We start from the raw sequence: 22,901 nt of genomic DNA on the forward strand, positions 1-22,901 counted from the left end.
TCGGCTCCTTCAGCTCGCGCCGAGCTCGTTGTCGATGAATGCGAGCACGTCGTCCGCGGACGCGTCGTCCAATGTCGTTGTCGAGGCTGTCGTTCCGGCCAGTGCCGCAGTCGCGCCGCTGAGGATCGACTGCAGGCGGGCCGTCACACGAGCCTGTTCCAGGTCTTCTGCGCCCAGTGAGCCGATCATCGCCTCCAGTCGGTCCAGCTCGGCGAGCACGACGTCGGCTCCCGATGCCGGTTCCCCGAGCTCGCCGGCGAGGTGATCGGCCAGCGCCGCTGGACTTGCGTAGTCGAACACGAGCGTTGCGGGAAGCTGAACTCCGCACGCGGAGCTGATGCGGTTGCGTAGATCCACCGATGTGAGCGAATCGAACCCGAGGTCCTTGAACGCAAGCCCTGGCTCCACGTCACCCGGTCCGCCGTAGCCGAGCACAGCGGCGACCTCGCTACGAACCAAGTCCAGCAGGGCACGGTCGCGTTCCGGGCCGGACATCCGTGACAGCTCGCCTGCGATGCTCGGCACCTCGGCGGCCGCTGCACCACCCGGTGCCGCGACATCGGCCAATCCGGCCACCAGCGGGCTCGGTCGCAACGCGGAGAACGCGGGAACGAAGGTGTTCCACGCGACGTCGACGACCGTCAGCAGAGTCTCGCCGGTCTCGATCGCCCTCTTCAGAGCCGTCAGCGCATGCGCCGGCACGATCGGGTCGATACCGAGAGCGCGTCCGGTATCGCGCACCACGTGCGAATCGGCCATGCCGTCTCCGCCCCACGGACCGAACGACACCGACGTGGCAGGCAGCCCCGCACCTCGTCGATGCTCGGCGAGCGAGTCGAGCGCAGCATTCGCGGCAGCGTAGTTCGCCTGACCTGCACCGCCGACTACAGCCGAGAAGGACGAGAACAATACGAACGCCGTCAGATTCAGATCGGCGGTCAGCTCGTGCAAGTGCTGTGCAGCGGTCGCTTTGGGCGCGATGACCTTCTCGAACCGGTCCGGGGTCAAGGCGTCGAACACGCCGTCGTCGAGCACGCCCGCGAGATGGAAGACCGCCGTCAGTGGGTGCGGGTCGCCGATGTCGTTCACGACGTCGGCCAGGGCAGCACGATCCGTCACGTCACATTCGACGGCCGAGACGTCCGTGCCGTCGAGTTCGGCGATCAAGGCCGAGGTGCCGGGTGCCGACGCGCCGCGCCTGCTGGCCAACACGATCCTCGGTGCACCCTGCGCAGCAAGCCACCGTGCGAGGTTCTCACCGAGGGCGCCCGAAGCTCCCGTCACGAGTACCGTTCCGGTTGGGGTCCACGCGGGACCTGTTCGTGCACCTGCACGTTCGAGCCTTCTGCCGAACGCACCGGACTCACGCACCGCGACCTGATCTTCGTCCCCGCCCGCAGTCACCAGTTCCGCAGCCCGGTCGAACACCCGCGGCGATGCATCGGACGGCAGGTCGATCAGCCCGGCCCAGCGGTCCGGCAACTCGACGCCGATCACACGGCCCAGTCCCCACAGCGCCCCTGCGACGTACCCTTCGACGCGGGCCGAGATTTCGTGCGCCACGGCGTCGTGCGTCACGATCCGCACCCGAGCTGCGGCACCGATGTCCTCGAGCGACTGCACGAGAGCAGATACGACCGGTACCGTTGCCGACGGCCCCGAGTCGACGACGATCTCGTCGATCGATGCAACGGCGGACAGTTCGGCAGCGAATTCGGCTCTGGTACTACCGTTCACGAGATGGGTTACGACGTCGGCGCCCCGACGCCTCAGCGCGGCAGCAAGTTCACCGTCGGCCACCGAACCACCGAGGGCGAGGATCGCCACACGCCACGCACCGGATTCGTTGTGCTCCGTGGCGATCTGGCTCCACCCGATGCGGTAGCAGAGGTCATCGGAGGCAGCAGCACTGCTGCGCCTGTCGTGCCATCGAGACAGCGCGGGCACCAGCGTCGCCAACGATTCTTGGTCGTCGATGCCGAGCGTCGCTGCCATCGCCGATACGTCCTGCTCCCGGACGAGTTCCCAGAACGTTTCCGACTCGTCACGCGGGGCCGGTACGAGCATCGACGTCACGTTCTCCCAATACCGAGTGCGCTGGAAGGGATAGGTGGGTAGGCCGACTCGTCGCCCGCCTGCCAGCACCGCAGGCCAGTCGATCCGATGACCGGCGCTGTGCAGAGCAGCAATCGTTGCGACGAGCGCCTGGTCCTCGTCCTGGTCTCGACGCTGAGTGGCGACCATCTGCGGTGCCGTGTCGGCGGCCATACCCGTCAGGATCGCGTCGGGGCCGACCTCGATCAGTGTGTCCGCGCCCTCGCGCACCACCGAGTCGATGCCGTCCGCGAATCGGACGGCTTCTCGTACGTGCCGGACCCAGTACTCGGGGTCCGACAGTCCCTCGGCGACGTCGCCTGTGACATCCGAGATCACCGGGATCCTAGGCTCGTAGTAGTGCAACGACGCTGCTGTCGAACGAAACTCGTCGAGCATCGGATCCATCAGATGCGAGTGGAACGCATGCGACACACGAAGACGATTCGTCTTGTCGAACTGTGCGGCGAGCGCGGTTGCCTTGTCCTCGTCGCCGGACACCACCACCGAACGGGGGCCGTTGACTGCGGCGATGTCCAACCCCGGTACCAGCAACGGGTGGACCTCGGCTTCGGACGCAGCGATGGCGATCATCGCACCACCCGAGGGCAATCCGTCCATCAGGCGACCACGTGCCGCGACGAGAGTGACAGCATCGGTCAGTGAGAACACACCGGCCACGTGCGCGGCCGCGATCTCTCCGATCGAGTGCCCAGCGACGATATCGGGTCGGATACCCCAGTGTGCCAACTGTTCCGCCAACGCGACCTCGAATGCGAACAGCGCAGGCTGGGTGAATCGGGTGCGGGCCAACGTGTCCGGGTTCTCGGCGAACATGACGTCCTGCAGCGGCTCGGGCAGATGCGGATCGAACTCCGCGCAGATGCGATCGAGCGCTGCGGCGAACACCGGGAAACCCTGTCGCAGCACCTTGCCCATACCCGCACGCTGTGAGCCCTGCCCCGAGAACAGAAATGCGGTGCGCGTGGAATCGGTGACCGCCGACGCCTCGCGTTGCCCTGTCACGATCTCGTCCAGGTCGTCGAGCAATGTCGGCACATCCCGTCCCACGACGGCAGCTCGATAGGGGAACGCAGCACGCGTTGTCGCGAGGGAGAATCCGACGTCGAGCGCGTCGACGTTGTCGCCACGAGAGATACTGTCCTGCAACTGCTCACGTAGGCGTCGGGCCGCGATACGCACCACCTCCGGTGACCGACCCGACAGAACCCACGGCACAACGGGGACGGCTCCGACGACCTCCGACGTGTCCGCGACCGGCACCGGCGGTGCTTCTTCGACGATGATGTGCGAATTCGTACCGGAGATCCCGAACGACGACACGCCCGCCCGGCGAGGCCGTCCCTCCGACGGCCACGGCTGCGGCTCGGCAAGCAGCTCGACGTTGCCCCTGGTCCAGTCGACAGCAGGAGACGGGTTGTGCGCGTGCAGGCTTCGCGGCATGGTCTCGTGACGCATCGCCATCACCATCTTGATGATGGCCGCGACACCCGCTGCTGCCTGCGGGTGACCCATGTTGGACTTGATGGAGCCGAGCCACATCGGACGATCGGCAGGCCGGTCCTGCCCGTAAGCGGTCAACACGGCCTGTGCTTCGATAGGGTCACCGAGCGTGGTTCCGGTGCCATGGGCTTCGACGATGTCGACCTGATTCGGAGCGAGTTGACCGTCGGCGAGCGCCTGCCGAATGACACGGACCTGAGCCGGGCCGCTCGGTGCCGTCATACCGTTCGACGCACCGTCCTGATTGACCGCGCTTCCCCGCACGAGCCCGAGAACCTCGTGGCCGTTCCGGCGAGCATCGGAGAGTTTCTCCACCAACAGAACTCCCGCACCCTCGGCCCACGCTGCGCCAGACGCATCTGCCGAGAACGACTTACAGCGTCCGTCGCTGGACAGAGCACGGCGTTCGCTGAACTCGACGAACATCTCCGGGCTCGCCATCACCGCGACGCCGCCCACGAGTGCGAGCGAGCAATCGCCTCTACGAAGCGCCTGGACTGCGGAATGCAGCGCCACGAGGGACGACGAGCACGCCGTATCCATCGTCACGGCAGGACCTTCCAAGCCGAGCGTGTACGCGATGCGCCCCGAGACGATGCTGCCCGAGATGGTGCCGCCGACATAGTCGTGATGCATGAGACCCATGAAGACCCCCGTCGGCGATCCCTTCATGGCAGTCGGGTCCAGACCTGCACGTTCGAATGCTTCCCAGCAGACCTCGAGCAGGAGACGCTGCTGCGGGTCGGTTCCCGGCGCGTCCTTGGGGCTGATGCCGAAGAATGCTGCGTCGAAATCCGCTGCGTCGTGCAGGAACCCGCCGTGACGGACGTAGCTCTTGCCTGTGCGACCTGGCTCGGGGTGATACAGCGATTCGACGTCCCACCCACGATCGACAGGAAATTCGGACACGACGTCGATGCCTTCGTCGACGATGCGCCACAGGTCTTCCGGTGTCCGGATCCCTCCCGGATACCGGCACGCCATCGACACGATGGCGATCGGCTCGTGCTCTCGGTCCTGTAGTTCGCGGACCTGCAAGCGTGTTCGTTCCAGTTCGTTCGTCGCGCGCTCGAGATACTCACGCAACTTCGAGTCGCGGTTGGTGACCTCGGTGGTCGGGGTCGAATCGGCCATCACTGCACTCCCAGTTCGTTGTCGAGCCTGGCGAAAAGTTCGTCGTCGGTTGCACTTCTGAGGTCTGCGGTCGGCGCGTCGTCTCGCCCGTCGAGACCTGCATCGTCGCCGTCGCGCCACGTTCGCAGCAGCGCCTCCAGCCGGATCATGACCCTGGTACGCGCCTCGCCCGTCACCTTCGCGTCGGCGAGCACGATGCCGAGACGGTCCACTTCGCTCACCAGAGCAGCTGTCGGATCGGCGGGTAGCGGAACGAGCTCGGAGACGATGAATCCCGTGATCTCGACCGGTGTGGGCCAGTCGAACACCAACGTCGCAGGCAGGGTGAGCCCCGTGGTGGCGGAAAGCACATTGCGAAGCTCCACTGCGGCAAGTGAATCGAGACCGACGTCCTGCAACGCCCGGTCGGGCTCGATCGACTCGACGTCATCGTGTCCCAGCACCCCGGCAACTGCACCCGATACCACGTCGAGCACCACACGGGTCCGGTCGGCACTGCCGAGGGGCGCGAGACGTTCCTGCCACCCCGCCGCCTTGGACACCGTCGGCGCAACCTGCACCGACCCGCGTACGAGCGATCGCAGTAGCGGCGGAATGCCGTCGGCACGCGCTCGCACCGCAGCCGAATCGACCTTGGCCGCCACGACTACCGCGTCGTCGCCTGCAACGGCAGCATCGAATGCAGCGAGACCGTCCTCGGTGGTAAACGCAGGCAATCCGATGCGCCGCATCCGCTCCAGGTCCGCTTCCTCGAGGGACTCGGCCAGCCCTCCGGCGCCCGACCACAGACCCCACACGATCGACACCGCGGGCATTCCTGCGGCGTGGCGGTGCTCAGCCAATGCATCGAGGAAAGTGTTGGCAGCGGCGTAGTTCGCCTGCCCGCCGCCGACCAGTATGCCCGCGATCGAGGAGAACAGCACGAACGAAGCAGGCGGATTGTCCTTGGTCAGCTCGTGAAGATTCCAGGCGGCGTCGACCTTGGGGCGCAACACGGTCTCGAACTGCTCGGTGGTGAGTGACCCCAGCGTCGCGTTGTCGACGACACCCGCGCAATGGATCACCGATCCGACCCGGTGGCGGGCGAGCAGGGCGGCCAGCTGTTCGCGGTCGGCGCAGTCACATGCTTCGACGACGACGTCACCGCCGAGTGCGACGAGCTCCGCAGCAAGCTCCGTCGCGCCGGGTGCCGCCGGCCCCCGGCGACCCACGAGGAGAAGATTGCGCACGCCGTGCGTCGCGACGAGGTGCCGTGCGATCATCGCGCCGAGGCCGCCGGTTCCACCGGTCACGAGGACTCGGTCGTCGGGGTCTCCGAACGTCACCGAGGATTCACCGACCTGCGCCGGCACCAAGCGTGGCACGGTGACCGCGCCCTGGCGTACACGCACTTCGGTCTCGTCGGATCCGCCGGTCGTCAGAGTAGCGAGGGCGGATTCGACGCCGCCGCCGTCACTGTCCACCAGCAGGATTCGACCTGGGTTCTCGGACTCCGCTGCGCGGACGAGACCGGCAACAGGCGACAAGGCCGGAACGTCTCCGCGGGTGACGACGACAAGTCGCGACGACGCGAACCTCTGAGCCGCCAGGAACTCTCGAAGGCGAGCGACGACGTCGTCGACGGTGTCTCGGACCGCGGCCGGTACCTCACCCGCCGGGCCGGGCACCGCGGTGACCAGGACGGCGGGCACCGGATCGGGAAAGTCGTTCAAGCTCTCTCGAATTGCCAGAGCAGCACCTGCGACGGCTCCCCATGCTGCAGCGGGCGCAGGCGGCGCGTCGTCGTGGCCCGTAGGGATCCACTCGCGACGCAGAACCGGAGCCGATCGAACCGACAGTCGTTCGGCCGTCACCGCTCGCGCCACCAATGCTTCGACGCTCGCGACCGGTGCGCCCGACGAGTCCATCACCTGAACCGAAACCGATTCGGCACCGGTTTTTTTCACCGCGATCCTGAGCGACGATGCACCCGCCGCGTTCAGCTCGACGCCGGACCAACTGAACGGAAGCAACGCTGGGCCGTTGCCCAGATCGAGCAAGTTGACGTGCAGGGCGGCGTCGAGCAGCGCGGGATGAATCGCATACTCGGATGCAGCCAGCTGGACGGAGTTCGGCAGCACGGCCTCGCCGTACAGATCGGTTCCCGACCTCCACGCCGCCCTCAGCCCTTGGAACGCCTGCCCGTAGCCGTACCCACTGTCCGCAAGGTCGTCGTAGACGCTACCGATCTCGATAGGCAGCGATCCTGCCGGCGGCCACTCGGTCACCGACGGGGCGTCGGGCATCGCCGAATCTCGTAGGGTTCCCACCGCGTGGGTCGTCCATGCCCCTGACTCGTCGTCAGCGTTGCGCGAGGAGATCTCCAGTCGCGTGGTGCCCTCCTCGGTGGGACTCGTGATCATCCGCAGCTCCAGCGCTCCCGGTTCGGGAACGACCAGCGGCGCTTGCAACGTCAACTCCTGGACGGCCGGGAACCCGACGCGGGCACCAGCCTGCAGCGCCAGTTCGACGAACGCCGTGCCAGGCAGAAGTACGACACCGTGCACGACGTGATCCGCGAGCCACGGCTGGTCGGCCACCGACAGACGAGAGGAGAACACCGTTCCGTCGGGTTCGGGGAGTTCTATGACGGCACCGAGCAACGGATGAAAGCCTGGACGTTGTCCGACTGCCGTCGGATCGCTCGCCGACGCCGTCGCGTCGAGCCAGAAACGACGACGGTCGAATGCGTACGTGGGCAGAGCAACACGTCGGACCGTCCGGTCCGCGAAGAATCGATCCCAGTTCACCGACACGCCATCGCCGTGCAGTTCGGCCAGGGCATGTACGAAAACGGATTCCTCGTCCTGACCGCGGCGCATCGTCGAGACGGCGCCCAAGTCCTGTTCCTGGACGAGAGCCGTCAGCACCGCGTCGGGTCCCACTTCGAGGAATGTGGTCACGCCCGAATCCGCAAGTGCGACGAGGGCGGGATGGAATCGCACCGTTTCACGTACGTGACGAATCCAGTAGTCGGGAGTACAGATCACCGACTTGTCGACCGCGGTTCCGGTGATCGTCGAGACGATCGGAATCTTCGGCTCGGAGAACGTCAGAGTTCGGACGACAGAACCGAAGTCGGCGAGCGCCGGTTCCATCGACGGTGAGTGGAATGCGTGCGAGACTCGCAGTTCGCGAGTCTTGGCGAATTGCGACGCCACCGCCTCCACCTCTGCTCGGACCCCGGAGACGACCACGGACTCCGGGCCGTTCACTGCGGCAATACCGACTCGTTCGGTCAGTGTCGCCGCCACGTCTGCTTCGCTCGCTCGGATCGCGATCATCGCACCGCCTGCAGGCAGTGCGCCCATCGCCGCAGCTCGTGCACGCACGAGCGTCGCCGCGTCGGCGAGCGTGAGCATTCCCGAGACGTGCGCGACCGCGATTTCGCCGATGGAATGGCCGACGAGGACGTCGGGCCGCACTCCGAAGAATTCGAGCAATCGATAGAGTGCAACCTCGACCGCGAAGATGGCAACCTGCGCATTTTCGGTGCGCGCCAAAGCATCCGCGTTGCCTGCGACGATGTCTCTCAGCGTTCCGTCGTCCTCGATCGCGGAATACACCTCGTCGAGTGCATCTGCGAAGACTTCGAATTCCGCGGCCAGCGCAGCGCCCATCGCCACCCGTTGGGAGCCCTGCCCTGAGAACATCATCGCGAGACGCCCTGGCTTCGCGACGCGCTTCGGTGCGCCGGACAGCCCCGACACCAACTCTTCCGTCGTCCGACCGACCGCTACCGCGTGGTGTGGAAACTTCGTGCGTGTGGTCAGGAGCGAGTACGCGATGTCCTGATGCTCGACGTCGGTGCGGGCGCGATCGGCGATGCGCGCGATCTGCGCGTCGAGCGCAGTCGAGGTGCGTGCCGAGACTACCCACGGCACCAGCCGCGACGGCTGTACCGTCGTGGAATCCGAGGACGACGGTTGGCTTGCCGGCTGATCCGACGGGGGTGCCTCCTCGACGATCACGTGGGAATTAGTACCGCTCAGACCGAACGAGGACACTGCAGCCCGACGAGGACGGGCGGCCCGCGGCCATGGCCTGGCATTCGATGCCGGTTCGATGCCCGCCGTCGACCAGTCGATGGCGGAGGTAGGCGTGTCCGCGTGCAGGGTCCTCGGGATTCGTCCGTGCTGAAGCGCGAGGATGACCTTCTGGAGTCCGGCTACGCCCGCAGCGGCCTGCGTGTGTCCGAGGTTCGACTTGATCGATCCGATCGGGATCGGCGTTGTTCGCCCCTTGCCGTACACATTCGCCAACGCTTGTGCCTCGATGGGGTCACCGAGCGCGGTTCCGGTGCCGTGCGCCTCGATCAGATCGACGTCACCGGGTTCGAGACCCGCAGCGTCGAGTGCCTGACGTATTACACGCTGCTGCGACGGCCCGTTCGGGGCTGTCATGGTGCTGGTCGCGCCGTCCGAGTTCACCGCCGATCCACGAATCACGGCGGCTATCGGATGACCCGCGCGCACTGCGTCGGACAGTCGCTCGACGAGCAACAACCCGACGCCCTCGGCCCACCCGGTTCCGTCTGCGCCCACACCGAAGGCTTTGCAGCGACCGTCGGACGCCAGCCCACGCTGCCGACTGAAATCGACGAACGTCTCGGGCGTGGACATGATGGTCGCGCCGCCTGCGAGAGCAAGATCACATTCACCAGCGCGTAACGCTTGCACGGCCCAGTGCAATGCTACCAACGACGACGAGCACGCGGTGTCGAGTGTGATGGCTGGGCCCTCCAGGCCGAAGTTGTAGGCGATTCGACCGGATGCAATGCTCGGAGCGCTGCCGTTCGACAGATACCCTTCGAGATCCGCAGGCACCTTAGCCGGCCGAGTTCCGTAGTCGTTGTACATGATTCCAGTGAAGACGCCTGTCCTCGAACCGCGCAGGGTGGATGGGAGGATACCTGCACTCTCGAACGATTCCCATGCAGTTTCGAGCAGGATCCGCTGCTGCGGGTCTGTCGCGAGCGCTTCACGTGGGCTTACACCGAAGAAGTCTGGATCGAATTCTGCTGCGTCGTAGAGGAATCCACCGGAAGTCGCGTTGGTCGTTCCGGCTCGGTCGGGATCGGCGTCGAACAGGGCGGACACGTCCCACCCACGATCGGTCGGAAAGTCACCGATCGCGTCGACACCTGAATCGAGCAGATCCCAAAGCTGTTCCGGTGTGGTCGTGCCCCCGGGGTATCGACACGACATACCTACGATGGCAACCGGTTCCGACGCGGCAGATTCGGCAGCATCCAGGCGAGACCGTGCATCTCGGAGGTCCATCGTGGCGCGCTTCAAGTAATCGAGCAGCCGTTCCTCGTTGTTCACCCTCGCCACCGTCCCGTCGGCTTCACGTGTGCTTGTCGCCCCAGCAGGGCCACGTTCGAAATCTATGGAGGGGTGCGTCCGTCAACCACCCCTAGAACCCCCAACGCGGTCAGCAGGGGTCCACCCTTGCAATTGACAGTGCAACCGCGGCGCAATAACGTTTCCACTCGTGCTCTGGCGAAATTCTCGGTTCGGATCACGCCGTCGTACATTGGATTCGCATATGCGTCATCGTCGATGTACCGGCGCTCGAGTTTCGACTGTTCATGTCTCGCAGATGAACACATAGTTACGAAACAAAATTCGAACCTGGTTGTACAAGGATAGTTTTCACTGCAACTACCCAGCCAACGAGTACAGAACAAGTGAATACCGAAGATCGCTCGATCGATTACAGCGGTGAAAGACAACGGCGTCGATTCAACGCACGAAAATGGTCCGAAAGCCGAATTTCGAAGGGGAGAACGTGCGCCTTGTCGAGCGTCGAAGCCAGTGGACGATGCTCATCGATGCATTCGAGTCAGCAGCATCGGGAGTCGGCCGACTTGTCCTGATCAGTGGCGGACCAGGTTCGGGAAAAAGTGAGCTCATGCACGAATTCTGTGCAGAGGCACAGCGGCGTGGCGCACACACGATGATCGCCACAGGGTCGCACACGGACCACGACAGGCCACTGGCGTTGATTCGTCAGCTCATTCCAGGCTTGTCGTCGGATGCCGGTGACGTCGACGTGAGAGACGAGGCCCTCACCACGATCTCGACTCTCGCGCTGGACCAAACAGTTGTGATCGCTATCGATGATGCATACCTGATGGACGGTTCTTCGATCGACGTGTTCCTGCATATTCTGCGAGGTACACGAAACAGTCCGGTGTTGATCCTCGGTGCGCACCTCGAACAGACCAAGCTGTTCGCACCGGAACAGCTGGCGGAGATCCTTCGCCAACCGTATCGACGAATTCATCTTCCGCTACTGACCCAGGACGGTGTCCGCACAGTCGTTCGAGACCGCCTCGGCGTCGAATCGTCCGACGTCGACACGCGATTCCACTCTGCAACCGGCGGCAATCCGATGCTCGTCCATGCATTGATCGACGACACCCGCAGCACCGACCAGGTCACCGAACCGACGCCTGCGGGTTCGTACCGCGATTCCGTACTGGCCTGCCTGTACCGCGGTGAACGTGCGCGCCTGCGAATTGCCCGCGAGATCGCGGTTCTCGGGGCCTCGGTGACCCCCGACCGCGTCGCCGATCTCACCGGCGAGCACCCGACCTCAGTCGATTCGGTCGTCGAGTTGCTCAGCGCAGCCGGACTGCTCGACGGCTACCAGTTTCGTTACGGCGCTACAGCAGCCGTCCTGATGAGCGACATCGATTCCGACGAACTGTCTCGGATGCACCTCGACATCGCTCGTCTGCTGTATCACGAAGGCGAGGACACCGAGCACATCGCAGTGCACCTGCACGCTGCCGATTCCGCCGTCGAAGCGTGGTCCCAAACCGTACTCGAGCGGACCGCCGAACATGCGATAGCCCGCGACGACGTCGAGACCGCCGCGCAGTACCTTCGGCTCGCCCTACGGGACTGCAGAGACCTCGAAACTCGACAGACACTCACGGTCCAGCTCGCTCGGGTCGAATGGCGAATGAACCCAGCCGCTGCAGGCCGACGGCTGGCATTGCTCGAAAGGTCCGCGCTCGACGGATCACTCGGCGGGCGAGATTCAGCAACCGTCGTGAGAAACATGTTGTGGCGCGGCGATGTCGACACTTCGGCGGAAGCAACAACGGCTCTGGACGCCGGGGTGGCCCCGGAGAACGCCAACTCTGCAGCAGAACTCGAGTTCGTCCGACAATGGTTCTACGGGGTCTCGCGCGCGACCCGCACGAAGGACATCAAAAGCATCGTCGCGCTCGAGCTGGCCGGACGCGACATCGGCGGATTGTGGCCCCGAGCCGCGATGCTTGTCAGCGGGGTTGCGGACGACGACGCCATCACCAGCGCTGCACATGCGCTGAAAACTTGCCGGTTCGACGAGATGTCCCTCGAGGTCGCGGCGACGACGTTGTTCGTCATCGCTGTGTCCGATCGGGCTTCCACCGCTGTCGACTTGTGCGATCACCTGCTCGGGGAAGCGACACGACGCGGCGGAACCACCTGGGAAGCTCTTCTGATGGCGGTACGCGGTGAAATCGCGATGCTGCAGGGCGACATCGCGACCGCCGCAGACCTCAGTACAAGAGCTCTCGAACAGCTCGGGTCCGAGGGGTGGGGCGTCGTCATCGGGTTGCCGCTGTCCACCGCGATCCTTTCCCGCACCATCACCGGCGACCATGTGGGTGCCGCGACATTACTGACCAGCGTCGTACCGGACTCGATGTATCGCACAATGTTCGGTGCACGGTTCCTGCGTGCGCGCGGCCACCACTTCCTCGCCACAGAACGAGCCGGCGCAGCAATCAACGATTTCGAGACGTGCGGGCAGCTACTCCGAAGTATGAATCCGGCGATGCAGAAGCTTATTCCGTGGCGGATCGACCTCGCTCACGCCAACCTGTGGCTCGGAAAGAGCAAAGCTGCGGGGCTTCTGGCGGAGAAACAGCTTTCGATGCAACCGGGGTTGGGATCGCGTTCGCGAGCAGTTGCTCTCCGCACGCTCGCTGCATCCGGGTCTGGCGAACTTCGACAACGAGCCACCATGCTCCGCGAATCGATCGACCTGTTCCAGGACGCAGGCGACAGACTCGGTCTGGCACGTTCACTCACCGACCTCGCGGCAATCTACTACGAACTCGGCGAGTTCGACCGCGCACGTGCGGTCGCCCGACACGGTGCCGAAGAAGCCCGGGCTTGCAACGTCGAGGTGGCACTTGGCGTGCACCTGGACGTAGTCCCCGCGAGCATTCCGGAATCCTCGGACCGTGCCGCGTCGCCGTTGAGCGATGCCGAAGCACGCGTTGCGAGTCTTGCATCGCTCGGCTACACGAACCGCGAAATCAGCAAGCGTATTCACGTCACCATCAGTACCGTCGAACAACACCTGACAAGGGTCTACCGGAAACTCGGGGTGCGGAGGCGCTCGGAACTCGCGGCCCACCTCAGCCCCACAACTCCCATCGTGATCGACAGCCTGTCTACCCCCGGCGCGCTGTCGACAGTCGAACCCCTGTGACGCCATCGCAGCCCAAGAACGTCAGGGCCGGTCGTCCGGCGTGTCCGTGTCCTCGGGCCGATCGTTTTCCCTTGGTTCGTCGAGTTCGACGATCTCCGCCTCGGCCGTAGCTTCCGGTTCCACCGGATCGACCTGGCCCGCGTCCGGTGGTTCGACGATCTCGGCATCGAGGACGTCCTCGGAGTCGTCGGCAACTGGTGCCGTGACCTTCGGGTCTTCGTCGCGCACAGCGACCACCTCCGCGTCCACTGCATGTTCTGGATGCGCGACGGGCGCGGCGATGGCGGCGATGGGTTCATGCTCGCGCCGGGGTTCCGTGTCGAGGTCGTCGGCGATCGGGGTCTGCTTGGACCCTCCGCGCCATGCGGTCACGGCGGCTGCGAGGGATCCGACGACGGCGAGCCAGGCGAAAACGAGCAGGCCGAGAGACCACACCGTCACCTGAACGGTTCCGAACGTGCCCAGGTTTCCACCTGCCGCGAAACCGAGCACCAATGTGCATACGCCGATCACGGCGCTCGCCACCCACACCGCGGACAGTGCGTAGTGCACATCCACCGTGCGCCTCGCGCAGTCACGTCCGAGCAGCAGGCCGGCGCCGATCGGAATCACGAGCATCAGCATCCACAGCGTCTGCGACGGCCCCTCGGGCAGGACGGCCAGGACCGGCAGCGGGGGAAGCGGACCTCCCGTGGCCTGGAACATGCTGACCGAAACGTCGCCCACGTGCGCCGACGATCCGACCGACACCGCGATCGCGCCGAGCAGCACGTTGGGCAGGTACAGGATCGACAGCACCGTCAAGCCGAGTACACCGACGAAGCCGTTCCCGGATTCCAGCAACATCTCCATCGTCGACCAGGACGCCAGCATCGCGGCCAGCACGATCGCACCACCGCCCGCGACGAGGACAGCCGCCGCTCGGATGGTCGGAGCCACGATTCCGCGCAGCCATTCCGGCAGACGATCCGACTCGGTGTCCCACACCCCGCACACCAGTCCGATGCCCGCGGACACCGCGTGGACGGCCGCCACCCACGCGAAAGCCAGCAGAGCATTGGGGGTGTCGAGCCCGATCACCGACGACGCATCCGCGGCCACCGCCAACGCGATCGCGGTCACGAGAACCGGACCGAACACCGCCGCGCCCACGATCAGACCGTGTTCCCGACGAGTCTCCGCCCGGCCGACTGCACGGGCGACGCCCCGCGCCACGACGAGAACGAGAACAAGCGTCGGGACGAGCGGGAAGACGCCCAGGGAGGTGCCCTCGATACTGAACGGGACCTGATGGATCGCGAACCACAGCCCGGCGATTGCCCCGAACGTCCCGGTGAGCTCACTGTTGACCGACACCAGCGTCACGAGAACGACCGTCGCGATGATCGCGACGAGCACACCCGGAATCCGGAACCCGACGGTCAGCATGGTGGTGGATTCGGAGGGAGACAACAGAGGTCGACGCTCCGGCGGACGAGACGTCCGTCGGGCGCGTTTCCTCTCCTGATTCAATACGGCGCTCATCGGTGTCGAGCGTTCCACCTAGCTGCCGACGGGTGGTTCAGGCGCGCCGACACAGCCTTATTTGTTGTCGTCCTCCGGCGCGGCCGACTGGCCGAACGCCTGCGTGGGCGCGCTGTACGGCGGGGTGTCCGACGTGTCCTCGGGCTCGTCGCCCTGACGCGATGTTCCCGCAGGCTGTTGTCCGGCCGACTGTGCTCCAGCCGATGTCGCTCCTGCAGGCTCCGCTCTCGGCGCTGCGTGCTGCGGCGCGCCGTAGCCACCCGAACCGACCGGAGGCTGGCTGTACGGCTGCTGATTGAACGGCGAATTCTGACCGGCCGGACCGGTCAATCCGCTGGCTCCCGCATCCGGCTTGGACGTTCCGACGGGGTAACCGAGGCTGCCGGTGGTGTGCTGGTTCGGCTGGTTCTGCTGGTTCTGCGAGGGCCCGGTGTAGGCAGGCGGGGCGTACCCCTGCTGAGGAGCATTTCCCTGATCGCTCCACTGCCCACGTTCCTGCGGGGCGCCGTAACCCTGCGCACCTGAGTTCTGGGCTGTCTGGCCGTAGGCGCCGTAGTTCTGGTTCTGCGCCGACTGGCCGTATCCGGGTGCCTGCTGGCCGTATCCCTGGAACGGGTTCTGCTGACCGTAACCCGCGGGCTTGGGCTGTGGAGCCTTGAGGATGCCCGCACCGAAAAGCGTGGCAGCGACGGCCACGACGGTCTGGACGAAACCGAGAACGAGTACGACGAAGGTGCCGATCCCCAACTGAACCGGCGCGCCCACCGCAGAGTCGTCGCCGACGTTGAAGCTCTGGAACACCAGTACGAGCCACCCGGACAACGCAAGAGCGGCAGCGATACCGACCGTGTTGGGTTGCTTCGGCAGCAGTCCGACCGCCGCGACGAGGCCCGCGGCGAGCAGAAGCGCGATGGACGTCGGGTCGCCGGCCTGTACGAAGAAGAAGTTGACGCCTTCGCTGAAGAACTCGTACTGACCGGCGAGACCGACCAGGAAGTTCACGACGCCGAGTGCCACGGCAACGAGCGTCAGAATTCGCGGCAGCGAGGACGATCGGTCCGACGCCAGCGGCGGGTTGTACTGACCCGTCGGTGCAGACTGCTGCGACGGCGGCTGACCGTACGACGGTGGCTGCGTTCCGTAGGACGGCTGAGTGCCGTACGACTGGCTGGGCGTCGGGTAACCGCCGTAACCACCCGGAGTCGACTCGACAGAGCGAGCACCCTCCGGTGATTGACTGCCATAACCGCCGGGACCTGGCCCCTGCGGACGCTGGCCTTCTGCTGGATACGTCATGGCACTCTCCTCGATAGAAAAAATGAGTACGGGTCCGTAGACCAAGCTAGTCTACGGACCCGACTCGACTGCCCCGCTTGCCGCGAGGCTCCCTTCTCACCCTGCGTCGACGAGCGCCTGGGACGACTCCAGTTCACGCACGAGCGGTAGGACCTTCGCCCCGAAGTACTCGATCTCTTCCTGGAAGTGCAGGAAGCCGCCGAGGATCAGGTCGACCCCTCGCTTGCGGTATTCGACGATGCGATGTGCCACCTGTTCGGGAGTTCCGATCAGCTGGCTCTCGAAACCGTCGTTGTACTGCACGAGATCCTCGAACGTCGAGTCCGCCCACATGCCCTTGCCGTCCTTCGTCGACGAACCGGCCTGCTGCACAGCACCCTTGAAACCTTCGACAGCGGGCTTGTTGGCCTTCTCGATGATCTCGCGGAGAGTGTCCTTGGCTTCCTTCTCCGTGTCGCGCGCGATGATGAACCCGTTGAGACCGAACTTGACCTCACGATCGTTCGCCTGAGCGACGCGACGAATGTTGTCGAGTTGCTCGGTGACTCCGTCGTAATCCTTGCCGTTGCTGAAGTACCAATCCGAGTATCGACCGGCGTTCTCCTGCGCAGCCGACGAGTTACCGCCCTGGAACAGTTCCGGGTTGGGTCGTTCCGGAGTGTTCAACGGCTTCGGTTTCAACGTGAAATCGTGGATTCGGTAGAAATCACCACGGAAGTCGACGTCGTCCTCGGTCCAGATCTTGCGGAGAACCTGAAGGAATTCGGCACTGCGACGGTATCTTTCGTCGTGTTCGAGCCACGGCTCACCCAGGTGCGTGAACTCGTCCTTGAACCAGCCGCTGACGACGTTGACCGCAAAACGGCCGTTCGACAGATGGTCCGCCGTAGCGCCGAGCTTCGCCAGAACCGCCGGCTGCCACAAGCCGGGGTGAACGGCCGCAATGACTTTCAGTCGTTCGGTGGCAAGCAGCAGCGCGAGGGAGAAGCTCGTCGACTCGTGTTGGAACTCGGCGCCGTAACTGGCCTCGTAGCGAACCTGACTGAGCGCGTATTCGAAGCCGTTGTTCTCCGCGGTCTGCGCCAGCTTCTTGTTGTACTCGTAGTCCCAGCTGGTGCGCTGTTCGATGTCGCTGGTCACCAATCCGCCACTGACATTGGGCACCCAGTAGGCGAATTTGATGGCGTCGGAAATTCTTTCGGTACTCATCGTTCTCCTTCGGTGATGCTCACGAGTACCAGGTCGGCTGCGGCAACTCGCCGGTCAGAACCCATCGACCGACCTCGCGGCGCTTGTATGCGACCGGATCGTGCAGCGTGTGGGTGCGAACGTTGCGCCAGAAGCGATCGAAACCGTATTTGCTCGCCGTCGCTCGGGCACCGAGAGCCTCGAACACCGTCGAGGTGATCTCGAGCGACACCTCGGTGGCACGCGCCTTCACCGCAGCGACGCGAACCTCGTGATCACCGCGCTCTTCCGCCGTCACGTCCCACGCGTTGTCGTGGATCTTCTGCGCTTCCAACGCAACTGCGTCGGCCAGCGCTTCCACGGCCCACAGCTTGGACGTCAGGTCACCGTAGATGTCGATGATGTACGGCTCGTCGATCGCCTTGTCGACGGTGCTGTGCAGCCACGCACGCGTCTTGTCCTTGGTGTACGACGCCGCTTCCTCCAAGGCGCCGCGAGCGATGCCGAGGTAGAAGTTGACGAACACCAGCTGAATCGTCGGCACGTTCAACGTGTTGTAGACCCGTGGCTGGAACTGCTTGTCCACGAATCCCGCCGCACTCGCCCAGTCGACCCGCACCTTGTCGATGGTGACGCTGCCACTCTCGGTCTGGCGTTGGCCGATGTTGTCCCAGTCGTCGTGAAACGTCAAACCCTCGATGTTCGACGGCACAATAGCGAAAACGTGTGCATCGCTGCCGGTCAAAGCGCCTTCGAGCACGGTCACGTCGGAGACGCGACTGCCCGTCGAGAAGGACTTCGCGCCCTCGAAGACGATGGTGTCGCCCTCGTCGGTGACGGCGACGTCGTTGTCACGCGGGTTGACGGCGCCACCGAAGAACCACTTGTTCTTCGTCGCATCGGCCTCGACTGCCTCGATCTGCTCCTTCGTGCCGACCAGCCGCGCAGCCCAGAACCACAGCAGGTGGTAGCCGAGAAGCTGGCCGATCGACCCGTCGGCCGCCGCGACACGACGAATCACCTGATACGCCGTCGGCCAATCCTGACCGCCGCCCCCGTGCTCGACCGGCCCCAGCAACGTGACGAGCCCAGCATCCTTCAGAAGCTGCACCTCGTCGCGCGGAGCCTGATGGCCCTTGTCACGAGCAACGGCATCGACGGCAAGCAGCTGCGCCACCTCCCCCGCCCGAGCAATCCAGCCCTCGGCGGACGTCGGCGCATCAGGCCAGTCCTTGGTCAGTGCACTGCGATTTTCCGTGGTTGTCATGTGGGCAAGTGAAACTGTTACGCGGAGTAATGAACACATTTCGCATCACGATGATTCTGAGAACTTCACATCCGAAACAGAACGAAAAAGCCCGCCGGCACTGGCTCCCGGCGGGCTTCGTTCGAGCTGGAACTTACTTCACGGAGAGCGATTCCAGGATTTCGCGTGCGAGAGCAGCGGTTTCGGACGGCGTCTTGCCGACCTTGACGCCTGCGGCCTCGAGTGCGTCCTTCTTCGCCTGTGCCGTGCCCGAGGAGCCGGAGACGATGGCGCCTGCGTGGCCCATGGTCTTGCCTTCGGGAGCGGTGAAGCCGGCGACGTAGCCGACGACCGGCTTGGTGACGTTGGCCTTGATGTAATCGGCTGCGCGCTCTTCGGCGTCGCCGCCGATTTCACCGATCATGACGATGAGCTTGGTCTCGGGGTCCGCTTCGAATGCCTCGATGGCGTCGATGTGCGTGGTGCCGATGACCGGGTCTCCGCCGATGCCGATGGCCGTCGAGAAGCCGAAGTCGCGGAGCTCGAACATCATCTGGTAGGTCAGTGTGCCGGACTTCGAGACCAGGCCGATCGGGCCGGTGCCGGAGATGTTGGCAGGCGTGATGCCGACGAGAGCTTCACCGGGGGTGATGATTCCGGGGCAGTTCGGGCCGATGATGCGGGTCTTCTTGCCCTTCTCCACGTTGTAGGCCCACGCGTATGCGGAGTCCTGCACGGGGATGCCTTCGGTGATGACGACGAGCAGCGGGATCTCCGCGTCGATCGCTTCGACGATGGCGTCCTTGGAGAATGCGGGCGGAACGAACGCGATGGACACGTCGGCGCCGGTCTTCTCGATTGCCTCGGCAACCGAACCGAAGACGGGGAGCTCGATGTCGTTGCCCTGGGCGTCGACGTGCTTGACCGTGGTGCCGGCCTTGCGTGCGTTGACACCGCCGACGACGTTGGTGCCTGCCTTGAGCATCAGGGCGGTGTGCTTGGTGCCTTCGCCGCCGGTGATGCCCTGGACGATGACCTTGTTGTCCTTGTTCAGAAAGATAGACATGGTTTCCTCTACTTCGCTGCCAGCTCGGCGGCCTTGTCGGCGCCTTCATCCATGGTTCCGGCGAGCGTCACCAGCGGGTGCGCGGCGTCGGCGAGAATCTTGCGTCCCTCTTCGACCTTGTTGCCGTCGAGACGAACCACGAGCGGCTTGTTGGCGTCGTCGCCCAGCTTCTTCAGTGCGCCGACGATGCCGTTGGCCACTGCGTCGCAGGCGGTGATTCCGCCGAAGACGTTGACGAACACGCTCTTGACCTGCTCGTCGCCGAGGATGACGTCGAGGCCTGCGGCCATGACCTCTGCCGAGGCGCCGCCACCGATGTCGAGGAAGTTGGCGGGCTTGACGCCACCGTGTGCCTCGCCTGCGTATGCGACGACGTCGAGGGTCGACATGACGAGTCCGGCACCGTTACCGATGATGCCGACCTGTCCGTCGAGCTTGACGTAGTTGAGGTCGTTCTCCTTGGCCTTGGCCTCGAGAGGATCGGCAGCGTCCTTGTCCTCGAAGTCGGCGTGGCCGGCCTGACGGAAGTCTGCGTTGGCGTCGAGCGTCACCTTGCCGTCGAGGGCGAGGATCTGGTCGTCCGGGGTGCGAACCAGCGGGTTGACCTCGACCAGGAGAGCGTCTTCCTTGATGAAGACCTCCCACAGCTTCTGGATGGTCACCGCAGCGGCGTCGAGCACCTCGGCGGGCAGCTTGCCCTTCTCGGCGATGTCACGAGCAAAAGCAAGGTCGACGCCCTTGACGGCATCGACCGGGATACGTGCGAGTGCGTCGGGGTTCTCCTCCGCCGTCACCTCGATTTCGACTCCACCTTCGACCGAACACATCGCGAGGTAGGTGCGGTTGGTGCGGTCGAGCAGGAAGGAGATGTAGTACTCCTCGGCGATGTCGGAGGCTTCTGCAACGAGAAGCTTCTTGACGACGTGGCCCTTGATGTCGAGGCCGAGAATCGACTCCGCGTTCTCGGTAGCTGCTGCAACGTCCTTGGAGTACTTGACTCCGCCGGCCTTGCCTCGGCCGCCGACCTTGACCTGCGCCTTGACCATTACTGGCTTGCCGATTTCTTCGGCAATTTCTGTTGCTCCTGCGACCGTGTCCGTGACACGACCGGCGGAGGTGGGTACGCCATGCTTGGCGAACAATTCCTTCGCCTGGTATTCGAAGAGATCCATCAGCTCACCGTCTCGTCTACGTTGACTGCCCGCTCCAGGGGTGTGAGCGGGTCCGATCACCGACTTTATCCACGTGCTCCGACGCCGTTACGCCCGGCCAGATGGTATGTGGTCTATCTCACCGACGAGGTAGGTGTGTCCTACACCTCACTTGCGAGCGCTGTTGGCTGAAAGTAGTGCTGCCACAGCAAGTATGACCGCGCCGAGGACTCCTACCAGCAGGCCGGCCCCCACCGAGGCGTCCACCGATCGCCCGATCGTCAGCGGCCAACCGAGCAGATGCACGATTGTCGCGATCACGCAGCCCACGAGCAGTGCGGCCCCGCGGGCCGGGCGCGACCTGGACGCCACGAGGGCGGCAAGAAGAATCGTCGACGCCGACGCGGCCTGCCCCCACGCGTCCCATCCCCACCCTTCGGCACCCCAGGGAACGCCGAGGAGCGACGGCGCGGAGACATCGGTTCCGGTGAAGAGCGGGAGTGCGAAGGAGAGGGCTGTGACGACGCCGCCGACGAGGGCCACCGCGCCGACGGTTCTGTTGGAGCGCACGTCGGAGGTGTCGACGTCGTCGCGCTCGGCGCTGCCCGCCAACAGCACGGCACCGGCGCACGCCATGGCGAGAACGGCTCCGACGGCCGCGGCGGCGCCGCCCACACCGAGTCCGACGCCGTCGATGTCCGTGGCGAGAACCACCGCCTGCAGCACTCCTGCCGACGCGGAGACTGCGGCAACGGCCAGCACGCCGACAGCTGGCCTGACGACCGCCGCGAACAGCGAGAAGAACAGTGGGATGGACACGACGACCAGGACGAACCCAGCGACGAGGGCAACGCGAGTGGCAAGTACGTCGGGTTCCGACAACCCGGCGGGTACGTCCAGGACCGGCAGGAACGCGCTTGCGCCGACGAGAACCCCCGCCAGGACACCCGTGGTCCCTGCCAGGGCGTGCCACCGCATGAAGTGCGCCGAGCCGTCCAGCTCGCCCCTCGTGACGGGACCGCCTGTCGAGGCCCGATCCCGTATCGCCGACGCCGGCAGCGCCACGAGTGCGACCACGATCAGCGCGACACCGGCCACGGCGCCGATCCAGCTCCCCGCGGAGACCCCGATGTTCGGGCCCGAGCTCTCGCCGGCGATCACGCGAGCACCGAACACTCCGGCGATGCCGAGGCCTGCACCGAGCATGCTGCCTGCAGCAACCGTCGGCGAGATCGACGCGAGTGCCGCCGACACGACGATCACCACCGCGCACGCGAGAACACCCGACCCGACAGCGGTCGTCCACGGAGATTCGACGACCGCGCGGATCAGCACGATGGAGTCGGTCGAGACGTAGGGAACCGCGAACATGGCGGCCGCGGCAGCGATCGCGGCGAGCACAGCCACCACGGACAGTGCACCCCCGATGCGGACCGCCGACGCACGACCCGTGAAATCGGTCCGCGACGAGATGCCGTAGCCGTCGTCGTACGACGCCCTGCTGATCGCGACGAGGCCGAACACTCCCGCGAGAGCGGCGAGGGCGTGCGCAGCGAGAACGACATACGCGCCGAGACCAGGCGTGAGGGCCTCCGCAGTGGTCGGTCGCAGCAGCTCGAGTCTGTTCGCGTCGATCGGCGACGCCAGCAGTCCCGCGTCGAGAACCGCGAGGCCTGCCGAGATCGCGCCGAACCCGGCCGTGAGCGCGCCCGTCGACGCGGGCCGTGCGAGCACTGTGAGGATCGCGAAGACGGCTACGACGAACACCGGGGCAACGGCCAGCACTTCCGCCGCGAACACGCCGGCGCCAGGCCCGTCCGAGGTCGACGAGGCGGCCTCCATCGCCATCGAGGCCAGCCCGAGCAGGGCCGCGATCGAGACAAGCCCGGTTGCAGCGAGAGCCGCACCGCGGGCCGACGGTCCGGCCTGCGAGCGTGCGGAGATCACTTGCGGTGACGCGTGCGGAGAAGTAGCCACGCCTGACGACGCTATCGGTCGGTGGACGATGGACGGCAGAGCACGCGCCGTAGGATTTCGGTGGATGCGTTTCGGTAACGGCGTCGTGGGTATTGCAGCGCTGTCCGGGATCACAGGCGATCTCGGCAAAACCCCTGCTCGGCTTGTGAGCCATCTCACA

General features: G+C 65.1%; 10 protein-coding genes. 1 reads left to right on the forward strand and 9 read right to left on the reverse strand.

The window, feature by feature from the left end:
* Positions 1-9 precede the first annotated feature (9 nt).
* Both CH292_RS03140 and CH292_RS03145 read right to left on the reverse strand, forming a co-directional pair.
* Positions 10-4,752 (reverse strand): type I polyketide synthase, encoded by a 4,743-nt coding sequence (locus tag CH292_RS03140; protein WP_094653970.1) that lies wholly within the window; start codon positions 4,750-4,752, stop codon positions 10-12.
* On the reverse strand, positions 4,752-10,118 hold the full coding sequence (locus tag CH292_RS03145) for a type I polyketide synthase (RefSeq protein WP_094653971.1): 5,367 nt from the start codon (positions 10,116-10,118) through the stop codon (positions 4,752-4,754). The genes CH292_RS03140 and CH292_RS03145 overlap by 1 nt, the downstream gene beginning before the upstream one ends.
* 433 nt (positions 10,119-10,551) lie before the next feature.
* Between CH292_RS03145 and CH292_RS03150 the strand changes: the two genes are divergently transcribed.
* Positions 10,552-13,293 (forward strand): LuxR family transcriptional regulator, encoded by a 2,742-nt coding sequence (locus tag CH292_RS03150; protein WP_094626356.1) that lies wholly within the window; start codon positions 10,552-10,554, stop codon positions 13,291-13,293.
* Between the two features lie 21 nt (positions 13,294-13,314).
* On the opposite strand, the gene CH292_RS03155 is transcribed toward CH292_RS03150, so the two are convergent.
* From CH292_RS03155 to CH292_RS03185, 7 genes are all read right to left on the reverse strand, one after another.
* Positions 13,315-14,817, reverse strand: coding sequence for a DUF6350 family protein (locus CH292_RS03155; protein ID WP_256977895.1), 1,503 nt, complete (start codon positions 14,815-14,817; stop codon positions 13,315-13,317).
* 57 nt (positions 14,818-14,874) lie between these two features.
* Positions 14,875-16,113, reverse strand: coding sequence for a DUF5336 domain-containing protein (locus tag CH292_RS03160; RefSeq protein WP_094653973.1), 1,239 nt, complete (start codon positions 16,111-16,113; stop codon positions 14,875-14,877).
* A 96-nt stretch (positions 16,114-16,209) separates the two neighbouring features.
* A complete protein-coding gene (gene sfnG, locus CH292_RS03165; protein WP_094653974.1) occupies positions 16,210-17,322 on the reverse strand; it encodes a dimethylsulfone monooxygenase SfnG in 1,113 nt (370 codons plus the stop codon).
* A 19-nt stretch (positions 17,323-17,341) separates the two neighbouring features.
* Complete coding sequence (locus tag CH292_RS03170) at positions 17,342-18,568, reverse strand: acyl-CoA dehydrogenase family protein (protein ID WP_051127747.1); 1,227 nt, start codon at positions 18,566-18,568, stop codon at positions 17,342-17,344.
* Positions 18,569-18,701: 133 nt separating this feature from the next.
* Entirely contained in the window at positions 18,702-19,613 is a 912-nt protein-coding gene (gene sucD, locus CH292_RS03175; protein WP_019664468.1) for a succinate--CoA ligase subunit alpha, read from the reverse strand.
* 8 nt (positions 19,614-19,621) lie between these two features.
* Positions 19,622-20,785 (reverse strand): ADP-forming succinate--CoA ligase subunit beta, encoded by a 1,164-nt coding sequence (sucC, locus tag CH292_RS03180; RefSeq protein WP_019664467.1) that lies wholly within the window; start codon positions 20,783-20,785, stop codon positions 19,622-19,624.
* Positions 20,786-20,932: 147 nt separating this feature from the next.
* Positions 20,933-22,741 carry a hypothetical protein gene (locus CH292_RS03185; RefSeq protein ID WP_256977896.1) on the reverse strand — a complete coding sequence of 603 codons (1,809 nt, stop codon included), beginning with the start codon at positions 22,739-22,741 and terminating at the stop codon, positions 20,933-20,935.
* Between the last annotated feature and the right edge of the window lie 160 nt (positions 22,742-22,901).

Source organism: Rhodococcus sp. 14-2470-1a (assembly GCF_002259425.1).
Classification (GTDB): Bacteria; Actinomycetota; Actinomycetes; order Mycobacteriales; family Mycobacteriaceae; genus Rhodococcoides; species Rhodococcoides fascians_E.

Bases quoted from the DNA above. Each gene is read 5' to 3' on its own strand.
- CH292_RS03140 (WP_094653970.1), bottom strand. From the start codon at position 4,752: ATGGCCGATTCGACCCCGACCACCGAGGTCACCAACCGCGACTCGAAG.
- CH292_RS03150 (WP_094626356.1), top strand. From the start codon at position 10,552: ATGGTCCGAAAGCCGAATTTCGAAGGGGAGAACGTGCGCCTTGTCGAG.
- CH292_RS03155 (WP_256977895.1), bottom strand. From the start codon at position 14,817: ATGAGCGCCGTATTGAATCAGGAGAGGAAACGCGCCCGACGGACGTCT.
- CH292_RS03160 (WP_094653973.1), bottom strand. From the start codon at position 16,113: ATGACGTATCCAGCAGAAGGCCAGCGTCCGCAGGGGCCAGGTCCCGGC.
- sfnG (WP_094653974.1), bottom strand. From the start codon at position 17,322: ATGAGTACCGAAAGAATTTCCGACGCCATCAAATTCGCCTACTGGGTG.
- CH292_RS03170 (WP_051127747.1), bottom strand. From the start codon at position 18,568: ATGACAACCACGGAAAATCGCAGTGCACTGACCAAGGACTGGCCTGAT.
- sucD (WP_019664468.1), bottom strand. From the start codon at position 19,613: ATGTCTATCTTTCTGAACAAGGACAACAAGGTCATCGTCCAGGGCATC.
- sucC (WP_019664467.1), bottom strand. From the start codon at position 20,785: ATGGATCTCTTCGAATACCAGGCGAAGGAATTGTTCGCCAAGCATGGC.